At 70.9% G+C, this 18,867-nt stretch carries 18 protein-coding genes and 1 tRNA gene; 8 read left to right on the plus strand and 11 right to left on the minus strand.

Annotation, left to right across the window (positions count from 1 at the left end; all coding sequences use genetic code 11):
• Positions 1-2,094: methylmalonyl-CoA mutase (gene scpA / locus QZV97_RS10655; RefSeq protein WP_295641761.1), on the minus strand; the 2,094-nt coding region annotated here is incomplete at its 3' end.
• Between the two features lie 106 nt (positions 2,095-2,200).
• On the opposite strand from scpA, the gene QZV97_RS10660 reads away from it, so the two are divergent.
• On the plus strand, positions 2,201-2,893 hold the full coding sequence (locus tag QZV97_RS10660) for a GntR family transcriptional regulator (RefSeq protein WP_295641762.1): 693 nt from the start codon (positions 2,201-2,203) through the stop codon (positions 2,891-2,893).
• A gap of 49 nt (positions 2,894-2,942) precedes the next feature.
• On the opposite strand, the gene QZV97_RS10665 is transcribed toward QZV97_RS10660, so the two are convergent.
• The 10 genes from QZV97_RS10665 to QZV97_RS10710 form a co-directional block, all read right to left on the minus strand.
• Positions 2,943-3,017 (minus strand) — tRNA-Val (locus tag QZV97_RS10665).
• 49 nt (positions 3,018-3,066) lie between these two features.
• Positions 3,067-3,771, minus strand: coding sequence for a DNA polymerase III subunit epsilon (gene dnaQ, locus QZV97_RS10670; RefSeq protein WP_295641763.1), 705 nt, complete (start codon positions 3,769-3,771; stop codon positions 3,067-3,069).
• The gene (gene fdx, locus QZV97_RS10675) at positions 3,771-4,109 is read right to left on the minus strand and encodes an ISC system 2Fe-2S type ferredoxin (RefSeq protein WP_295641764.1); all 339 of its coding nucleotides are present in this window, start codon (positions 4,107-4,109) and stop codon (positions 3,771-3,773) included. The genes dnaQ and fdx overlap by 1 nt, the downstream gene beginning before the upstream one ends.
• Before the next feature lie 7 nt (positions 4,110-4,116).
• Positions 4,117-5,976: a Fe-S protein assembly chaperone HscA gene (hscA, locus tag QZV97_RS10680; RefSeq protein ID WP_295641765.1), complete on the minus strand. Its 1,860-nt coding sequence runs from the start codon at positions 5,974-5,976 to the stop codon at positions 4,117-4,119.
• Positions 5,977-5,983: 7 nt separating this feature from the next.
• Positions 5,984-6,502, minus strand: coding sequence for a Fe-S protein assembly co-chaperone HscB (gene hscB / locus QZV97_RS10685; RefSeq protein WP_295641766.1), 519 nt, complete (start codon positions 6,500-6,502; stop codon positions 5,984-5,986).
• A 47-nt stretch (positions 6,503-6,549) separates the two neighbouring features.
• Complete coding sequence (gene iscA, locus QZV97_RS10690; RefSeq protein ID WP_295641767.1) at positions 6,550-6,873, minus strand: iron-sulfur cluster assembly protein IscA; 324 nt, start codon at positions 6,871-6,873, stop codon at positions 6,550-6,552.
• Between the two features lie 10 nt (positions 6,874-6,883).
• A complete protein-coding gene (iscU, locus tag QZV97_RS10695) occupies positions 6,884-7,282 on the minus strand; it encodes a Fe-S cluster assembly scaffold IscU (protein WP_295641768.1) in 399 nt (132 codons plus the stop codon).
• A 38-nt stretch (positions 7,283-7,320) separates the two neighbouring features.
• Positions 7,321-8,541: an IscS subfamily cysteine desulfurase gene (locus tag QZV97_RS10700; protein WP_295641769.1), complete on the minus strand. Its 1,221-nt coding sequence runs from the start codon at positions 8,539-8,541 to the stop codon at positions 7,321-7,323.
• Positions 8,542-8,567: 26 nt separating this feature from the next.
• On the minus strand, positions 8,568-9,101 hold the full coding sequence (locus QZV97_RS10705) for a Fe-S cluster assembly transcription factor (protein ID WP_295641770.1): 534 nt from the start codon (positions 9,099-9,101) through the stop codon (positions 8,568-8,570).
• A 155-nt stretch (positions 9,102-9,256) separates the two neighbouring features.
• Entirely contained in the window at positions 9,257-9,721 is a 465-nt protein-coding gene (locus QZV97_RS10710) for a low molecular weight protein-tyrosine-phosphatase (protein ID WP_295641825.1), read from the minus strand.
• A gap of 179 nt (positions 9,722-9,900) precedes the next feature.
• On the opposite strand from QZV97_RS10710, the gene QZV97_RS10715 reads away from it, so the two are divergent.
• The 7 genes from QZV97_RS10715 (at position 9,901) to QZV97_RS10745 (ending at position 18,866) form a co-directional block, all read left to right on the plus strand.
• A complete protein-coding gene (locus QZV97_RS10715; RefSeq protein ID WP_295641771.1) occupies positions 9,901-10,785 on the plus strand; it encodes an AraC family transcriptional regulator in 885 nt (294 codons plus the stop codon).
• Positions 10,786-10,952: 167 nt separating this feature from the next.
• Complete coding sequence (locus QZV97_RS10720) at positions 10,953-13,937, plus strand: molybdopterin cofactor-binding domain-containing protein (RefSeq protein WP_295641826.1); 2,985 nt, start codon at positions 10,953-10,955, stop codon at positions 13,935-13,937.
• Positions 13,934-14,779: an FAD binding domain-containing protein gene (locus QZV97_RS10725; protein ID WP_295641772.1), complete on the plus strand. Its 846-nt coding sequence runs from the start codon at positions 13,934-13,936 to the stop codon at positions 14,777-14,779. The genes QZV97_RS10720 and QZV97_RS10725 overlap by 4 nt, the downstream gene beginning before the upstream one ends.
• Positions 14,776-15,291, plus strand: coding sequence for a (2Fe-2S)-binding protein (locus tag QZV97_RS10730; protein WP_295641773.1), 516 nt, complete (start codon positions 14,776-14,778; stop codon positions 15,289-15,291). The genes QZV97_RS10725 and QZV97_RS10730 overlap by 4 nt, the downstream gene beginning before the upstream one ends.
• Complete coding sequence (locus tag QZV97_RS10735; RefSeq protein ID WP_295641774.1) at positions 15,284-16,837, plus strand: AMP-binding protein; 1,554 nt, start codon at positions 15,284-15,286, stop codon at positions 16,835-16,837. Before QZV97_RS10730 ends, QZV97_RS10735 begins: the two co-directional genes overlap by 8 nt.
• A complete protein-coding gene (locus QZV97_RS10740) occupies positions 16,834-17,646 on the plus strand; it encodes an enoyl-CoA hydratase/isomerase family protein (protein WP_295641775.1) in 813 nt (270 codons plus the stop codon). The genes QZV97_RS10735 and QZV97_RS10740 overlap by 4 nt, the downstream gene beginning before the upstream one ends.
• A 35-nt stretch (positions 17,647-17,681) precedes the next feature.
• Entirely contained in the window at positions 17,682-18,866 is a 1,185-nt protein-coding gene (locus QZV97_RS10745; RefSeq protein ID WP_295641776.1) for an ABC transporter substrate-binding protein, read from the plus strand.
• The last annotated feature ends 1 nt before the right edge of the window (position 18,867 follow it).

The following is an 18,867-nucleotide window of genomic DNA, read 5'->3' on the forward strand; positions in this document are numbered from 1 at the left end:
GCCGGGACCGTAGATGCCCTTGACGCCGGCCTCGTAGAGGAAGTCGTAGTCCTGCGGCGGCACCACACCGCCGACGAAGACGATGATGTCGTCGGCGCCCTGGCGCCTCAGCTCGTCGATGATCGCCGGCACCAGGGTCTTGTGGCCGGCCGCGAGCGTGGACACGCCGACCGCGTGCACGTCGTTCTCGATCGCCTGGCGCGCGCATTCCTCGGGGGTCTGGAACAGCGGGCCCATGTCGACGTCGAAGCCGAGGTCGGCGAAGGCGGTCGCCACCACCTTGGCGCCGCGGTCGTGGCCGTCCTGGCCGAGCTTGGAGATCATCACGCGCGGCCGGCGGCCGTGCACGTCGGCAAACGCCGCGATCTCGGTCTTGAGCTTGTCCCAACCTTCGGCGCTGTCGTAGGCGGCTGCGTACACACCGGTCACCTTCTGGATGTCGGCGCGGTGGCGCCCGAAGACCTGCTCCAGCGCGTCCGACACCTCGCCCACCGTGGCGCGCAGCCGGATCGCCTGGATGCTCAGGTCCAGCAGGTTACCTTGCCCGGACCTCGCGCTGTCGGTCAGCGCGGCCAGCGCGGCCTGGACCTTGGCCGCATCGCGCGTGGCGCGGATGCGCTGCAGGCGCTCGATCTGCTGGTCGCGCACCAGGTGGTTGTCGATGGCGCGGAAGTCGAGCGGGTCTTCCTTGTCGAGCCGGTACTTGTTGACGCCGACGATCACGTCCTTGCCCGAGTCGATGCGCGCCTGCTTCTCGGCCGCGCTGGCCTCGATCTTGAGCTTGGCCCAGCCGGAGTCGACGGCCTTGGTCATGCCGCCCATGGCCTCGACTTCCTCGATCAGCGCCCAGGCCTTGTCGGCCATGTCATGGGTCAGCCTTTCCATCATGTAGCTGCCGGCCCAGGGGTCGATCACGCTGGTGATGTGCGTCTCTTCCTGGATGATGAGCTGGGTGTTGCGCGAGATGCGCGCCGAGAACTCGGTGGGCAGCGCGATGGCCTCGTCGAAGCTGTTGGTGTGCAGGCTCTGCGTGCCGCCGAAGACCGCCGCCATCGCCTCGATCGCGGTGCGCACGACGTTGTTGTACGGGTCCTGCTCGGTCAGGCTCCAGCCCGAGGTCTGGCAGTGGGTGCGCAGCATCAGGCTCTTGGGGTTCTTCGCGCCGAAGCCCTTCATGATGCGGCTCCACAGCAGGCGCGCGGCGCGCATCTTGGCGATCTCGAGATAGAAGTTCATCCCGATCGCCCAGAAGAAGCTCAGGCGCCCGGCGAACTCGTCCACGTCCAGGCCCTTGCCCTGCGCGGTGCGCACGTACTCCATGCCGTCGGCGAGCGTGAAGCCCAGTTCCAGCGCCTGGTTCGCGCCGGCCTCCTGCATGTGATAGCCGGAGATCGAGATCGAGTTGAACTTCGGCATCTTCTTCGCCGTGTACTCGATGATGTCGCCGATGATCCGCATGCTCGGCTCGGGCGGGTAGATGTAGGTGTTGCGGACCATGAACTCCTTGAGGATGTCGTTCTGGATGGTCCCGCTCAATTGGTCCTGCGCGACGCCCTGCTCCTCGGCTGCCACCACGTAGCCCGCCAGCACCGGCAGCACGGCGCCGTTCATCGTCATCGACACGCTGACCTTGTCGAGCGGGATGCCGTCGAACAGGATCTTCATGTCCTCGACCGAGTCGATCGCAACGCCGGCCTTGCCGACGTCGCCGGTCACGCGCGGGTGGTCGCTGTCGTAGCCGCGGTGGGTGGCCAGGTCGAAGGCGACGCTCACGCCCTGCGCGCCGCCGGCCAGTCCCTTGCGGTAGAAGGCGTTGGACTCCTCGGCGGTCGAGAAGCCGGCGTACTGGCGGATGGTCCACGGACGCGAGGCGTACATCGTCGCCTGCGGGCCGCGCAGATAGGGCTCGAAGCCCGGCAGCGTGTCGGTGTGCGGCAGGCCCTGGAGGTCGGCCGCGGTGTAGAGCGGCTTGACCGTGATGCCTTCCGGCGTGGTCCAGTTCAGCGCGGCGAGATCACCGCCGGGCGCCTGTTTGGCGGCGGCCTTCTGCCATGCGGCCAGATCGACGGGAGGGGTCGTAGGACGGTCGGACATGGCGGCTCTCGAAAGCGAAGCAGATGCCGTCCTGGGGGTGGACGGTCGGAACGGCGTGATCATAATTCAAATTTGAATTACAGTTGCCTCAGCAAGCCGACGTCCGATGACCGTCCTCACCAGCAGCAAGACCGCCGAAGCAGGCCCCGCGGCCGAGGCCGCGCGCGCCGCTCCGGCGGAGCGCGCGCTGTACGAGCAGGTCGCCGAGTCGGTGCGCGGGCTGATCCTGTCGCACCGCCTCGCCCCCGGCAGCTGGATCGACGAGAAGGCGCTCGCCGCCGAACACGGCATCAGCCGCACGCCCCTGCGCGAGGCGCTGAAGGTGCTGGCCGCCGAAGGCCTGGTGACGATGAAGCTGCGCCGCGGCGCCTACGTCACCGAGGTCTCGCTGCGCGACCTGAGCGAGGTCTTCCACCTGCTGGCGCTGCTGGAGGGCGATGCGGCCGGCGTCGTCGCCGAACGGGCCACGCCCGAGCAGATCGCCGAGCTGGAGGCGCTGCACCGCAGGCTCGAAGCCGAGCTCGACGACCGCGACCGCTTCTTCGCGGCCAACGAGCGCTTCCACCTGCGCCTGCTCGAGATCGCCGACAACCGCTGGCGCCTGCAGATGGTGGCGGACCTGCGCAAGGTGATGAAGCTCAACCGCCACCACTCGCTGTTCAAGCAGGGCCGGCTCGAGGCCTCGCTGAACGAGCACCGGCAGATCATGTCGGCACTGCGCGCGCGCAATGCCGACCGGGCGCAGCGCCTGATGCGCCAGCACATCGCGAACGGCAAGGAAGCGGCGGCCATGCAGTGAAGCGCAAACGCAAACGCCACCCGGAGGTGGCGTCGATGTGGATGGGACCTGGTGGGCGGTGCAGGGTTCGAACCTGCGACCCCTGCCGTGTGAAGGCAGTGCTCTACCGCTGAGCTAACCGCCCGGTTTCGCTGGAGGAATCCGGACTTCGCGAGTCTCGCGAAGCGCGCGGATTATGCCATGGCACGCCACAGCGTCTTGCCGCCCGAGGCCTTGTCCAGCTCGGCCAGCAAGGCCTCGTGCGCCGCGCGCTCGGCCTCGCTGGCGTCGATCACCGGCAGCTCGAAGCCGCTCAGGTCGATGGCCGCGACGGCCACCTGGGCACCGCTGCTGTCGCCGGCATCGATGACCAGCGAGTCCTGCCCGCGCGTCATGCGGATGTAGACCTCGGCCAGCAGGCCGGCGTCGAGCAGCGCGCCGTGCAGCGTGCGGTTGCTGTTGTCGACCTCGAGGCGCTTGCACAGCGCGTCGAGCGAGTTGCTCTTGCCGGGGAACATCTCGCGCGCCATCGTCAGGCTGTCGGTCACGCGCCCGACCTGCAGGGCGAAGGGCGGCCGGCCCAGGCGCCGGAGCTCGGCATCGAGGAAGCCGACGTCGAAGGCGGCGTTGTGGATGATGATCTCGGCGCCGGCCAGGTAGGCCATCAGGTCGTCGGCGACGACCGCGAACTTGGGCTTGTCGGCCAGGAACTCGTCGGTCAGGCCGTGGATCTTGACGGCGTCCTCGTGGCTGCGGCGCTCGGGGTTCAGGTAGAAGTGCCTGTTCTCGCCGGTCAGGCGGCGGTTGAGCATCTCGACGCAGCCGATCTCGATGATGCGGTCACCGCTCTCGGGGCTGAGACCCGTGGTTTCGGTGTCGAGGAACACCTGCCGCGTCATCAGTGGTTCTCCTTGGCGTGGTTGATCGAATACCTGGGGATCTCCACCACCAGGTCCTGCTGCGCCAGGATGGCCTGGCAGCTCAGGCGCGAGTTCGGCTCCAGGCCCCAGGCGCGGTCGAGCAGGTCTTCCTCGTTCTCGTCCATCTCGTTCAGCGAGGCGAAGCCCTCGCGCACGACGACGTGGCAGGTGGTGCAGGCGCAGCTCATCTCGCAGGCGTGCTCCACCTCGATGTCGTGCTCGAGCAGGGCCTCGCAGATCGACGTGCCCGGCGCGGCCTCGATGCGCGCGCCCTCGGGGCAGTACTCGGGATGGGGCAGGATCTTGATCACCGGCATGCGGTCCTCACACTTCTTCGACGCGGCGTCCGGCCAGCGCCTCGCGGATGCCGCGGTTCATGCGTTCGGCGGCGAAGGCCTCGGTGCCATCGGTCAGCGCCTTGACGGCCGCGTCGACGACCGCGGGGTCCTCGCTGCGCGCCTGTTCGGTCGTTGCGGCGACCAGCCGTTCGATCGCGTCGCGCTCCGCTTCGCTCAGCAGGTCGCCGTCGGCGGCCAGCGCGGAGCGCGTCGCCAGCACCATGCGCTCGGCCTCGACGCGCGCCTCGCGCAGCGCGCGCTCGCGCATGTCGCCTTCGGCCGTGGAAAAACCGTCCTGCAGCATGCGCGCGATCTCGTCGTCGGCGAGGCCGTAACTGGGCTTGACCGTCACCGCCGCCTCGACCCCCGAGCCCTGCTCTCGCGCGCTGACGCTCAACAGGCCGTCGGCGTCGACCTGGAAGGTGACGCGGATGCGCGCGGCGCCGGCCACCATCGGCGGGATGCCGCGCAGCTCGAAGCGCGCCAGCGAGCGGCAGTGCTCGACCTGCTCGCGCTCGCCCTGCAGCACGTGGATCGCCATCGCGGTCTGCCCGTCCTTGAAGGTCGTGAAGTCCTGCGCCTTGGCGATGGGGATGGTGCTGTTGCGGGGAATGATGCGTTCGACGAGGCTGCCCATCGTCTCCAGGCCCAGCGACAGCGGCGTCACGTCCAGCAGCAGCAGCTCGCCGCCCGGCGAATTGCCGGCCAGCTGGTTGGCCTGGATCGCCGCACCCAGGGCCACGACCTCGTCGGGGTTCAGGTCGGTCAGCGGATCGCGACCGAAGTGCGCCGCGACGGCCGCGCGCACCTGCGGCATGCGCGTCGATCCGCCGACCATCACGACGCCCTGCACCTCGTCCTTGCCGACCTTGGCGTCGCGCAGCACCTTGCGCACCGCGGTGAGCGTGCGGTCGGTCAGCGGACGCGTGATCGCGTCGAAGCGCTCACGCGTGACCGCGAGGTCGAGCGTGCCGGTGCTCAGGCGCGCGTGCAGCCGCGTCGTGTCGGCGGCCGACAGGGCCTCCTTGGTCGCACGCGACGCCACCAGGACCGTGCGCTTGTCCTGCGCCGTGCGGGCTTCGAGCCGGGCTTCGGCCAGGGCCCAGTCGGCCAGCGCGTGGTCGTAGTCGTCGCCGCCGAGTGCCGAATCTCCGCCGGTCGCGACGACCTCGAACACGCCCTGCGTCAGCCGCAGCAGCGAGATGTCGAAGGTGCCCCCGCCCAGGTCGTAGACCGCATAGAGGCCTTCGCTGCCGTTCTCCAGCCCGTAGGCGATCGCGGCGGCGGTGGGCTCGTTGATGAGGCGCAGCACGTTCAGGCCGGCCAGCTGCGCCGCGTCCTTGGTCGCCTGGCGCTGCGCGTCGTCGAAGTAGGCCGGCACGGTGACGACGGCGCCGAACAGGTCTTCCGCGTCGAAGCTGTCCTCGGCGCGGAAGCGCAGGGTCGCGAGGATCTCGGCCGAGACCTCGACCGGCGTCTTAACGCCGTCGCGCGTGTCCAGCGCCACCATGCCCGGGCGGTCGACGAAGCGGTAGGGCAGCCTGTCGTGCCCAGCGACGTCGGCCAGCGCACGGCCCATGAAGCGCTTGACGGAGACGATGGCGTTCTCGGGATCGTCGGCCTGCGCGGCCAGCGCGTCGAAGCCGATCGCGCGGCGGCCACCTTCGAGGTAGCGCACCGCCGACGGCAGGATCACGCGGCCCTGGTCGTCGGGCAGGCACTCGGCCGCGCCCGAGCGCACCGCCGCGACCAGCGAGTGCGTGGTGCCGAGGTCGATGCCGACCGCGATGCGTCGCTGGTGGGGGTCCGGCGACTGGCCGGGTTCGGAGATCTGCAGCAGGGCCATGGTGTCCTTATTGTCCCAAGGCTTCCAGCCGACGATCGAGGTCCTGCGCAAAGCGCTCGACGAACATGAGGGCTCTGACCTGCTGCGCGGCAGCGGCCCAGTCCTGCCGCTCGTCGAGCGTGCCCTGCAGGTCGTCCAGCGCGTCGCGGCGCCAGGCCAGCACCTCGTCGTTCAGCGCCTCGACGGCCGCGGGTTCGCTGGCCTCGTCGAGCGCCTCGCGCCATTGCATCTGGTGCATCAGGAAGTCGGCAGGCATCGCGGTGTTGCTCTCGGCGTCGATGCGGGCGCCGTGCAGCTCGCACAGGTAGGCGGCGCGCTTGAGCGGATCCTTCAGCCGCGCGTACGCCTCGTTCACACGCACGGCCCATTGCATGGCGACGCGCTGTGCGGCCGCGCCCTCGGACGCAAAGCGGTCCGGATGCACCTCGCCCTGCAGCGCCTTCCAGCGCGCGTCGAGCACGGCACGCTCCAGCGCCTGGCGGCGCGGCAGGTCGAACAGTTGGAAGTCGTCGCTGTCGAGCTTCATCACAAAAAAGGCGCGGCCGTGCCGCGCCTCGGTCTCGGTTCCCCGCCTCAGACCCGGAACGACTCACCGCAACCGCAGCGGTCGCGCTCGTTCGGGTTGTTGAACCGGAAGCCTTCGTTCAGGCCTTCGCGCACGAAGTCGAGCTGCGTGCCGCTGATGTAGGGCAGGCTCTTGGGGTCGACCAGCACCTTGACGCCCTGGTCCTCGAACACCACGTCCTCGGGTGCCACCTCATCGGCGTACTCGAGCTTGTAGGCCAGGCCCGAGCAGCCGGTCGTCTTGACGCCCAGGCGCACGCCGACGCCCTTGCCACGCTTGCCGAGGTAGCGCGTCACGTGGCGGGCGGCCGCCTCGGTCAGGGTCACTGCCATCGTCGTACCTTCACTGCAGCGACGACGCGCCGTGCTTGGCCTTGTAGTCGCTGACCGCAGCCTTGATCGCGTCCTCGGCCAGGATCGAGCAGTGGATCTTGACCGGCGGCAACGCCAGTTCCTCGGCGATGTGGGTGTTCTTGATGGTCAGCGCCTCGTCGAGGCTCTTGCCCTTGACCCACTCGGTGACGAGCGAACTCGACGCGATGGCCGAGCCGCAGCCGTAGGTCTTGAACTTGGCGTCCTCGATCAGGCCGGTCTGCGGATTGACCTTGATCTGCAGCTTCATCACGTCGCCGCAGGCGGGCGCGCCGACCATGCCGGTGCCGACCGTCTCGTCACCCTTCTCGAAGGAGCCGACGTTGCGGGGATTCTCGTAGTGGTCGACGACTTTTTCGCTGTAGGCCATGGTGGGTACTCCTCAATGCAGTCTCAGTGTGCGCCGGATCAATGGGCGGCCCATTGGATGGTGCTGATATCCACACCGTCCTGGTACATCTCCCACAGCGGCGACAGTTCGCGCAGCTTCGCCACGTTGTGGCGGATGGTGCTGATCGCGTAGTCGATCTCTTCCTCGGTCGTGAAGCGACCGATGGTCATGCGCAGGCTCGAATGCGCCAGCTCGTCGCTGCGCCCCAGGGCGCGCAGCACGTAGCTCGGTTCCAGGCTGGCCGAGGTGCAGGCCGAGCCCGAGGACACCGCGAGGCCCTTGATGCCCATGATCAGCGACTCGCCTTCGACGAAGTTGAAGCTCATGTTCACGTTGTGCGGCACGCGCTTCTCGGCGTGGCCGTTGAGGAAGGTCTGCTCGACGTCGGCCAGCCCGCGGATCAGGCGCTGCTGCAGCGCGCGGATGCGCTCCTGCTCCGTCCCCATCTCCTCGCGGGCGATGCGGAAGGCCTCGCCCATGCCGACGCACTGGTGCGTGGGCAGCGTGCCCGAGCGCATGCCGCGCTCGTGGCCACCGCCGTGCATCTGCGCTTCCAGGCGCACGCGCGGCTTGCGGCGCACGTAGAGCGCGCCGATGCCCTTGGGGCCGTAGGTCTTGTGCGAGGCCAGGCTCATCAGGTCGACCGGCAGCGTGGCCAGGTCGATCGCCACCTTGCCGGTGGCCTGGGCCGCGTCGACGTGCAAGACGATGCCGCGCTCGCGGCAGATCGCGCCGATCGCCGGGATGTCCTGAATGACGCCGATCTCGTTGTTGACGAACATCACCGAGACCAGGATGGTGTCGGGCCGCAGCGCGGCCTTGAACTTCTCCAGGTCGAGCAGGCCGTCTTCCTGCACCTCAAGGTAGGTGGCGTCGAAGCCCTGGCGCTCCAGCTCGCGCACCGTGTCGAGCACGGCCTTGTGCTCGGTCTTGACGGTGACGATGTGCTTGCCGCGCGTCTTGTAGAAGCTGGCGGCGCCCTTGAGCGCGAGGTTGTTGGACTCGGTCGCGCCCGAGGTCCAGACGATCTCGCGCGGGTCGGCGCCGATCAGCCGGGCGACCTGCTCGCGCGCGTCCTCGACGGCCTTTTCGGCCTCCCAGCCCCAGGCGTGGCTGCGCGAGGCCGGGTTGCCGAAGTGCTCGCGCAGCCAGGGAATCATCGCGTCGACGACGCGCGGGTCCACCGGCGTCGTCGCGCCGTAATCCATGTAGATCGGGAAATGCGGGGTCATGTCCATGGCGCGCGAATGCTGGCTGGGCGGGCTTACTTGGCGAGCGTGCTGCCGAGGGCGAACACCGAATTGGGCGCGGTGATCTTGATCGGCTTGACCACCGGCTGCGACGAGATCGCGCGCTTGACCGGCGCCTCCTCGATCGACACGCCCTTGGCCAGCTGGTCGTCGACCAGCTTGCGCAGCGAGATCGAGTCCAGGAACTCGATCATCTTGGTGTTCAGGCTGGCCCACAGGTCGTGCGTCATGCAGCGGCCGGTGTCGTCGCCCATGCAGTTTTCCTTGCCGCCGCAGCCGGTGGCGTCGATCGGCTCGTCGACCGCGACGATGATGTCTGCCACGGTGATCTCCTCGGCCTTGCGGCCGAGCGAGTAACCGCCGCCCGGACCGCGGGTCGACTCGACCAGCTCGTGGCGGCGCAGCTTGCCGAACAGCTGCTCCAGGTAGGACAACGAGATCTGCTGGCGCGAACTGATCGCCGCCAGGGCGACCGGTCCGCCGTGCTCGCGCAGCGCCAGGTCGATCATGGCGGTGACGGCAAAGCGACCTTTGGTGGTGAGACGCATGCTGAACTCCTGTGGCGGGGGACGCTGGAACGGGCGCCCGAGGGGGAGAGACGAGATCCCCTGTCGAGCCACCGTCGGAGGGTCTAATCCCGACTGAATGACTCAATTATAGAGGAAGCCGACTGATTTGGTCGGACTACCCGGCAGAAGTTCCCCTAGCGCCAGCCGGGCTTTGCAGACAGATGGGAGATGAGGCCATCGCAGGCCGTTTCCACCAGGTCCAGCACCTGCTCGAAGCCCCGGCTGCCGCCGTAGTAGGGGTCGGGAACCACCTCGCTCCCGGCGCCCGGCGCGAACTCCATCAGGCGCCGCAGCTTGCGCTCCGACCCCGACGGGCAGTCGTCCTGCAGCAGCGCCAGGTTGTCCCAGTCCATGGCCAGCAGCAGGTCGAAACGGCGGTAGTCGTCCGGGTCCACGGCCCGCGCCCGCAGCGCCGACAGGTCGTAGCCGCGCCGGGCAGCATGGGTCTGGCTGCGCTCATCCGGCGGCTCGCCCACGTGATACGCGTGGGTGCCGGCGGAGTCCACCCTCACCCGCCCGGCCAGCCCTGCTGCGGCCAGCTTGGCCCGCAGCACGCCTTCGGCGGTCGGGCTGCGGCAGATGTTGCCCATGCAGACCATCAGCACGGCGATCGGTCGGTCGAAACTCAAGCGATCTCCTGCGGCGGGGACGGCGCGCGCAGTATCGCCGCGGGGCACACCGCGGGTCGGTGGGTGGGCAATCCCCGGCGCGCGCGCGCCGCCCGCGGACCAGAATGCGGGCCCGACCGCCCTCCGTCCGCCAGCGCCCGCCGTCTCCCATGTCCTCCGCGATCAAGATCTTCCAGGGCCGCTTCGGACGCGTCGCCCTGCTCGACATGAACGCCTCGCTGGTGGCGCATGCGCACCACCACTGCCACATCCTCATCAAGGCTGGCGGCGCCGACAGCGCCTTCCTGGTGCGCGGCGAGCGCCAGCCGCTGAGCGACGACACCGCGGTGCTGGTCAACGCCTGGGAACCGCACGCCTACACGCACGACGCGCCGCCCGGCCAGCGCACGCTGATCCTGGCGCTCTACATCGAGCCGGCCTGGCTCAGCGAGATCCAGCGCTCGCTGACGCTGTCGGGCCACCCGCGCTTCTTCCCCCAGCCCTGCGTGCGCATCAAGCCGGAGACGCAGAAGATCGCCGAGGAGTTCGTGCTCGAGCTGTGGTGGGCCGACGAGGTCGCCGCTGCGCGACTCGAGAACCTGCTGTTCAACCTGGTGATCTCGGTGATCGACAGCTATGCCGGCTGGCGCGACCTCGCGACCCTGCTGCGCAGCAAGCCGCCGACCTCGATCGATCCGCGCATCCGTCGCGTCATCGGCCACATGCGCGACAACCTGGCGCGTGACTTCGACATGGACGACCTCGCCGGCCAGGCCGGCCTGTCGCGGGCCCACTTCTTCACGCTGTTCCAGCGCGACACCCACGTCACGCCGCTCGTCTACGCCAACGTGCTGCGCTTCGAGGCGGCGATCGACCGCCTGTCGCAATCCGCCGAGCCGGTGGGCGACGTCGCCCACGACCTGGGCTTTTCGGCGCCGGGCCACTTCGCGCGCTTCTTCCGCCAGCACCTGGGCATCACGCCGACCGACTACCGCCGCGCGGTCAACCTGTTCGACCCGCCGGTCGAGACGGGCGCCACGCAGGACCTGATCTGAGCGCTTTGCTGCGCCGCGCCATGCAAGTCGCCGGACTGTCCGGACCCTGATCAGACTGCCTGGACCTTCACCGGACCGCCGTGCTCACGGTGGTTCGGTGCCGTCCCTAGCCTTCACGTCCACATCAAGGACAACAGGCAGGAGACGAGGTGCACAGCGATCCCGGCATGGCGCAAGCCCTGCAAGCCCCCCACGTCGGCAAGCCGGTGCCGCGTCTCGAAGACGCGGCACTGCTGAGCGGCCGCGGCCGCTATGCCGACGACCTGGGGACCGCGCCGGGCACGCTGCACGCGGCCGTGCTGCGCTCGCCGCACGCGCACGCCGAGCTGCTGGGCGTCGACGCCTCGGCCGCCCTGGCGATGCCGGGCGTGCGCGCCGTGCTGACCGGCGAGGACGTGCAGCGCTGGGCCCAGCCCTTCGTCGTCGGGGTCAAACAGCCGATGCAGCACTGGGCACTGGCGGTCGACCGCGTGCGCCATGTCGGGGAGCCGGTCGCGGTGGTCGTGGCCGAGGACCGCTACCTCGCCGAAGACGCGCTCGACGCGATCCGCGTCGACTACCGGCCGCTGCCGGCCGTCGTCGGCATCGAGGCCGCGATGGCCGACGGCGCGCCGCTGCTGCACGAGGCCGTCGGCAGCAACGTCGTCTCGGACCGCGCCTTCGCCTACGGTGACGCTGCGGCCGCCTTCGCGTCGGCCGCGCACCGCGTCGCGCTGACCGTCCACTACCCGCGCAACAGCTGCACGCCGATCGAGTGCGGCGTGGTCGTCGCCGAACACCTGCCCGGCGACGAAGGCTACGAGGTGCTGTCCAACTTCATGGGGCCGTTCTCGCTGCACGCGGTGATGGCGCTGGCGCTGCAGGTGCCCGGCAACAAGCTGCGCCACCGCGTGCCGCGCGACTCCGGCGGCAGCTTCGGCGTCAAGCAGGCGGTCTTCCCCTACGTCGTGATGATGTGCCTGGCCTCGCGCAAGGCCGGTGCACCGGTCAAGTGGGTCGAGGACCGGCTGGAGCACCTGAGCGCCGCGACCTCCGCCACTGCGCGCCTGACGACGATCGAGGCCGCGGTCGCCGCCGACGGCCGCGTGAGCGCGCTGCGCTACGACCAGTGCGACGAGGTCGGCGCCTACCTGCGCGCGCCCGAGCCGGCGACCTTCTACCGCATGCACGGCGCCCTGACCGGCGCCTACGACATCGCCCACCTCGAGGTGCGCAACCGCGTCGTCCTCACCAGCAAGACGCCGACCGGCCTGGTGCGCGGCTTCGGCGGGCCGCAGGTCTACTACGCGCTCGAGCGGCTGATGGACCGCATCGCCGAGGCGCTGCACCTCGACCCCGTCGAGCTGCGCCGGCGCAACTACGTGCGGCGCGAGCAGTTCCCCTACCTCGCCGCCGCCGGCGCGGTGCTGGATTCGGGCGACTACGCGCGCGTCACCGAGCTCGCGCTCGAGGCGGCCGCGGCCCAGGGCCTTCGCGAGCGCCAGGCCGAGGCGCGCGCCGCCGGCCGGCTCTACGGCATCGGCTGCGCGGCCGTCGTCGAACCCTCGATCTCCAACATGGGCTACATCAGCACCGTGCTGACGGCCGAGCAGCGCGCGAAGGCCGGCCCGAAGAACGGCGCGATCGCCAGCGCGACGGTCGCGATCGACCTGCTGGGCGGCGTCAACGTCGGCATCGCCTCGGCCCCGGCCGGCCAGGGCCACATCACCGTGTGCGCCCAGGTCGTCGCCGACGTCTTCGGCCTGCAGCCCGGGCAGGTGCAGGTCAACGTCGAGTTCGACACCGCGAAGGACGCGTGGTCGGTGGCGGCCGGCAACTACTCCAGCCGCTTCGCCGGTGCGGTGGCCGGCACGGTGCACCTGGCCGCCGTCAAGCTGCGTGACAAGCTCGCGCGCATCGCGGCACCGGTGCTCGACGCCGCGCCCGAGTCGCTGCGCTTCGAGGGCGGTCGCATCGTCGATCCGGCCTCGGGTCGCGCCCAGCCCTTCGCGCGCATCGCCGGCAGCCCCCACTGGGCGCCGGCGCTGCTGCCCGACGGCGTCGAGCCCGGCCTGCGCGAGACCGCCTTCTGGACCGCCGAGACGCTGGCCGCGCCCGACGCGCAGGACCGCGTCAACACCTCGGCGGCCTACGGCTTCGTGTTCGACGTCTGCGGGCTCGACATCGACCCCGCCACCGGCCGCGTGCGCGTCGACCGCTACGTCACCGCGCACGACGCCGGCCGGATCCTCAACCCGGCGCTCGCCGACGGCCAGATCCGCGGTGCCTTCGCGCAGGGCCTGGGCGCGGCGCTGACCGAGGAGTTCCGCTACGCGGCCGACGGCGGCTTCCTGTCCGGCACGCTGGCCGACTACCTGGTGCCGACCGCCTGCGAGGTGCCCGACCCGGTGATCGTCCACCTGGAGACGCCCTCGCCCTTCACGCCGCTGGGCGCCAAGGGCCTGGGCGAAGGCAACAACATGAGCACGCCGGTGTGCATCGCCAACGCTTTCGCCGACGCGCTGGCGCCGCTGCGCGAGCGGCTCGGCGAGGTCGACGTGCGACTGCCGCTGACGCCGTCGCGCGTGCTCGCGCTGCTGGCCCGGGACGAGCCGGCGCCGCCGGCCGGCCTGGCCGTCGCCGCGCAGCCGGCCGCCGCACCCGCCGACGGCCTGTCGCTGCACGCCGCCGGCACGATCGACATCGCCGCGCCGCCGGAGCGCGTGTTCGCGGTGCTGCTCGACCCGCAGGCGCTGGCGCGCGTGATCCCGGGCTGCCACGCGCTGCAGCCGATCGGCGAGCAGCGCTACCGCGCCGACGTGACCGTCGGCGTCGGCCTGGTCAAGGCGCGCTATGCGGCCGAGATCGCGCTGTCGGAGATCGACGCGCCGCGCAGCCTGCGGCTGGCCGGCTCGGGCCAGTCTTCGCTCGGCACCGGTGCCGGCAGCGGCACGGTGCGGCTCGAGGCCCACGACGGCGGCACGCGACTGCACTACGACTACGCCGCCCAGGTCGGCGGCAAGGTCGCTGCGGTCGGCAGCCGCATGCTGGAAGGCGCAGCGCGCATCGTGCTGGCGCAACTGTTCGAGTCGCTGGGCCGCCAGGCCGGGGGCTCCACAGCGCCGGCCTCGTGGTGGCAGCGCCTGCTGCGGCGCCTGGGAGTCGGCGCATGAAGCCCGCCGCCTTCGACTACCTGCGCGCCGACGGCGCCGACGAGGCGGTGGCCGCGCTGGCCCGCCACGGCGAGGACGCGCGCATCCTGGCCGGCGGCCAGTCGCTGATGGCGGTGCTGAACATGCGGCTCGCGCAGCCAGCGCTGCTGGTCGACATCTCGCGCAGCGCGGCGCTCGCCCAGGTACGCATCGACGGCGGCCGGCTGTGCATCGGCGCCGCCGCCACCCAGGCCAGCGTCGAGTGGCGGCCGACGCTCGCCGCCGAGTTGCCGCTGCTGGCGCTCGCCTTCCCGCACATCTCGCACTTCCAGATCCGCAACCGCGGCACCGTCGGCGGCTCGATCGCGCACGCCGACCCGTCGGCCGAGCTGCCGCTCGTGCTGCTGGCGCTCGAGGGCGAGGTCGTGCTGCGCAGCGCGAAGCGGCGGCGCGTGGTGCCGGCTGCCGAGTTCTTCACCGGCATGCTGCTGACCGCACGCGCGCCGGATGAACTGCTCGAGGCCGTGCACTTCCCGCTCGCGCGGCCCGGCGCCGGCCACGGCTTCGAGGAGTTCTCGATGCGCCACGGCGACTTCGCGGTGTGCGCGGCGGCGGTCGTCGCCGACGAGCGCCGGCTGCGCATCGCGATCGGCGGCGTCGCCGACCGGCCGGTGGCGCGCGACTACCCGCCCGTGCTGGCCGGTGCCGCGCTGGACGACGCCCTCAACGAACTCGCCTGGTCGCTGGACGCGCGCGACGAGCCGCAGGCCAGTGCCCGCCTGCGCCGCCAGCTGGTGCGCACGCTCGGGCGCCGCGCCGCCGACCAGGCCCTCCGCCACCGCCACCTACGGACCGCCGCATGACCGCGCTCACCCGTGACCGGCTGCACCCGGTGCAGCTCACACTCGACGGACGGCCGCGCAGCGGCCAGGCGTCGCCGCGCCTGCTGCTCAGCGACTTCCTGCGCCAAGAGCTCGGCGCGACCGGCACCCACGTCGGCTGCGAGCACGGCGTCTGCGGTGCGTGCACGGTGCGTATCGACGGCGTGGCGGCGCGCGCCTGCCTGATGCTGGCGGTACAGGTCGACGGCCGGCGGGTCGACACCGTCGAGGGCCTGGCCGGGCCGGACGGGCTGCTGGGCGACCTGCAGGCCGCCTTCCGGCGCCACCACGCGCTGCAGTGCGGCTTCTGCACCGCCGGCATCCTGATGTCGTGTGCCGACTGGCTGGGCCGCGTCCGCGAGCCGAGCGAGGACCAGGTGCGCGAGATGCTGTCCGGCCACCTGTGCCGCTGCACCGGCTACACGCCCATCGTCGCCGCGGTGATGGAGGTGGCACGCGAGCGCGCCGCGAAGGCGGGGGCCACCGATGCTTGACCTGGGCCGCACCTTCCTGCAGAGCGTCGAGCGCAGCCCGCAGGCGATCGCGCTGGTCGACGGCGCGCTGCGCCTCAGCTACGCCGACTGGGCGCTGCGCGTCGGCGCCGTGCAGCGTGGCCTGGCGGCCGCCGGCCTGAAGCGCGGCGACCACCTGCTGGTGGTGCTGCAGAACCGCTGGGAGATGGCGACGCTGCACTGGGCCTGCCAGTTCGCCGGCATCGTCGTCACGCCGCTGAACTGGCGCGCCAAGCCCGAGGAGATCGACTACTGCCTGGCCAACTCGGCCGCGCGCGCGCTGGTCTTCGAGCCGGTGGTCGAGGCGGCGGTCGCGGCCTCGGCGCCGGCGCAGCGTGTGCTGCGCATCGGTGTCGGCGGCGCGGCCGGCGCGACGCTGCGCTTCGACGACTGGCTCGCCGACGCCTCCATGCCGCTGCCGCTGGCCGCGGCCGGGGACCTGTCGCTGATGCTCTACACCAGCGGCACCACCGGCAAGCCCAAGGGCGTGCCGCGCCGCCAGCGCGCCGAGCGCATCGCCGCGCTGGCGCACGTCGCGCAGAACCGCTACGGCGTCGGCGAGCGCACGCTGGGCGTGATGCCGCTGTACCACACGATGGGCGTGCGCTCGCTGCTGGCGCTGGCGCTGATCGACGGCCGCTTCGTCTGCATGCCGAAGTTCGACGCGGCCGCCGCGCTGGCCGCGATCGAGGCCGAGCGCATCAGCCACCTCTACCTGGTGCCGACGCTGTACCACGACCTGCTGTCGCACCCGGACTTCGCCGCCACCGATGTGTCTAGCGTCGGCAAGCTCGGCTTCGCCGGCGCGCCGATGCACGACGCGCTGCTGCTGCGGCTGGCCCGCGCCTTCGAGCCCGAGCTCTTCGTCAACCACTACGGCAGCTCGGAGATCTACACCTTCTCGATCAACCAGGACGCGCTCGGCAAGCCCGGCTCGGCGGGCCGCGCCGGCCTCAACACGCGGCTGCGCGTGGTGAAGCTCGATGCCACGTCGGTCGAGCAGCGCACGCTGCCGACGGAAGAAGGCCAGATCATCGCGGACCTGGCCGGCGACGAGGCCTTCGAGGGCTACCACCGCCGCCCCGATGCCGATGCGAAGTCGTTGCGCGAGGGCTGGTACTTCACCGGCGACACCGGCTACGTCGACGCCGACGGCGACCTCTACGTCACCGGCCGCGTCGACGACATGATCATCAGCGGCGGCGAGAACATCTCGCCGGTCGACATCGAGTCGGTGCTGTCGCTGCACCCGGCGGTCGACGAGGTCGCGGTCGCCGGCCTCGAGGACGAGCGCTGGGGCCAGAAGGTCGTCGCCTTCGTCAAGGCGCGCGCGCCGGTCGACGCCGCGGCGCTGGACGCGCACTGCCGGACCAGCGACCTCGTGAACTTCAAGCGCCCGCGCGAGTACGTCTTCGTGCGCGAGATCCCCAAGTCCCCGGTCGGCAAGGTGCTGCGCCGCAAGCTCGTCGCCGGCGAGTTCGACGCCGCGCCGACCGACCCGTCCCGTTCCCCCGGAGCCCCGTCATGACCCTCACCGACCTCCAGCACCCGGCGCAGACGCTGCCGAAAGAACTCGACGGCTTCCGCGTCGAGATCGACGCCGCGCGCGAACGCGCCGACATCGTCCTCGACCGGCCGCCCTTCAACGTGATCAGCATGGGCGCGCGCGAGCAGCTGCGCATCGTGTTCGAGGCGCTCGACGCCGACCCGCGCGTGCGCGTGATCGTCGTGCGGGCGATCGGCGAGCACTTCTCCAGCGGCGGCGACATCAAGGGCTTCCTCGAGGCGACGCCCGAGCACGTGTCCCGCCTGGCCTGGAACGTCGCCGCGCCGGCGCGTTGCAGCAAGCCGGTGATCGCGGCCGGCCGCGGCTACTGCTTCGGCGTCGGCTTCGAGCTGTCGCTGGCCTGCGACTTCCGCCTCGTCACCGCGACCACGCTGTACGCCCTGCCCGAGCAGAAGCTCGGCCAGATCCCCGGCTCCGGCGGCTCGGCGCGGCTGCAGAAGATGGTCGGCATCACGCGCACCAAGGACATCGTGATGCGCTCGCGCCGCATCCCCGGCGCGCAGGCCTTCGACTGGGGCGTCGCGACCGCGTGCGTGCCCGACGCCGAACTGGAGAAGGCCACCGATGCGCTGGTCGACGAGCTGCGCAGCTTCTCGCCGCTGGCCCAGCGCACCGCCAAGAAGCTGCTGAACGACACCGAGGACTCGCCGCTGTCGATCGCGATCGAGCTCGAAGGCCACAGCTACTCGCGGCTGCGCAGCTCGGCCGACTTCAAGGAAGGCGTGGAGGCCTTCCACGGCAAGCGCAAGCCCCACTTCACCGGACAGTGATCCCGACGACCCGCCCCACACCCCAGGAGACAAGCATGAAGACCTCGATCCCCCAGTTCGCCCGCCTCGTTCTCGCCGCCGCCGCGGCCACCGCCTGCGCCGGCGCCGCCGCGCAGGGCACGCCGATCAAGGTCGGCGTGGTCACGCCGCTGTCCGGCACCTATGCCGGCATCGGCCAGCAGGTGAAGTGGGGCCTGGACCTCGCGGCCGCGCAGATCAACGCGGCCGGCGGCGTGATGGGCCGCAAGCTCGAACTCGTCTACGAGGACGAGGAAGCCAACCCGGCGGTCGCGACGCAGAAGGCCGAGAAGCTCTTCCAGGTCGGCAAGGTCGACTTCCTGACCGGCACCGTGAACTCCGGCTCGACGCTGGCCGTGGGCCAGGTCGCCGAGCGCAACGACCGCCTGATCGCCACCACCGTGTCGTTCGCCGACTCGATCACCGCCGACAAGTGCTCGCCCAACGTCTTCCGCGTCAACGCGCGCGCCGGCATGCAGTCGGCGGCGCTGGCCGAGTGGGTGGCGAAGGACAAGCCCAGCGCCAACGTCTTCTACCTCGGCCCCGACTACGAGATGGGCCGCAGCACGGTCGCCGCCTTCAAGTCGGCCGCCGAGGGCAAGGGCGCCAAGACGGTCGGCGAGGTGTTCGCGCCGCTCGACAACAAGGACTACTCGCCCTTCTTCGGCCAGATCCGCGCGGCCCGCCCGGCGGTGATCTACACCTCGGTGGCCGGCAACGACACGGTGCGGCTGTTCACGCAGATGGCCGAGTTCGGCGTCAACCGCGGCGTGCAGATCGTCGGCGCCTCGGGCACCGTGACCTCGCAGAACCTGGCGGCGATCGGCAAGGCGGCCGACGGCTTCGTCACCGGCGTCGGCTACTCGCCCACCATCGACCTGCCGGAGAACAGGAAGTTCGTCGCCGACTTCGAGGCGGCCAACAAGGCCAAGCCCGACCTCTACGGCGCCGACAGCTACGGCGTGCTGTTCTTCTACAAGGCGGCGGTCGAGAAGGCCGGGAGCACCGAGACCGCCAAGGTCCGCGACGCGATGCGCGGCCTGCAGTGGGCCACGCCGCAGGGCCAGAAGACGCTGCGCGCCGGCGACCACCAGGCGATGCAGGACATGTACGCGGTGCGCGTCAACGGCGGCGCCTTCGGGATCGTCGGCAAGGTCCCTGCGGCCGCCGCGATCGGCCCCGACCGCTGCGAGAAGTTCTGAG

This window comes from uncultured Methylibium sp., assembly GCF_902826655.1.
Classification (GTDB): domain Bacteria; phylum Pseudomonadota; class Gammaproteobacteria; order Burkholderiales; family Burkholderiaceae_C; genus Methylibium.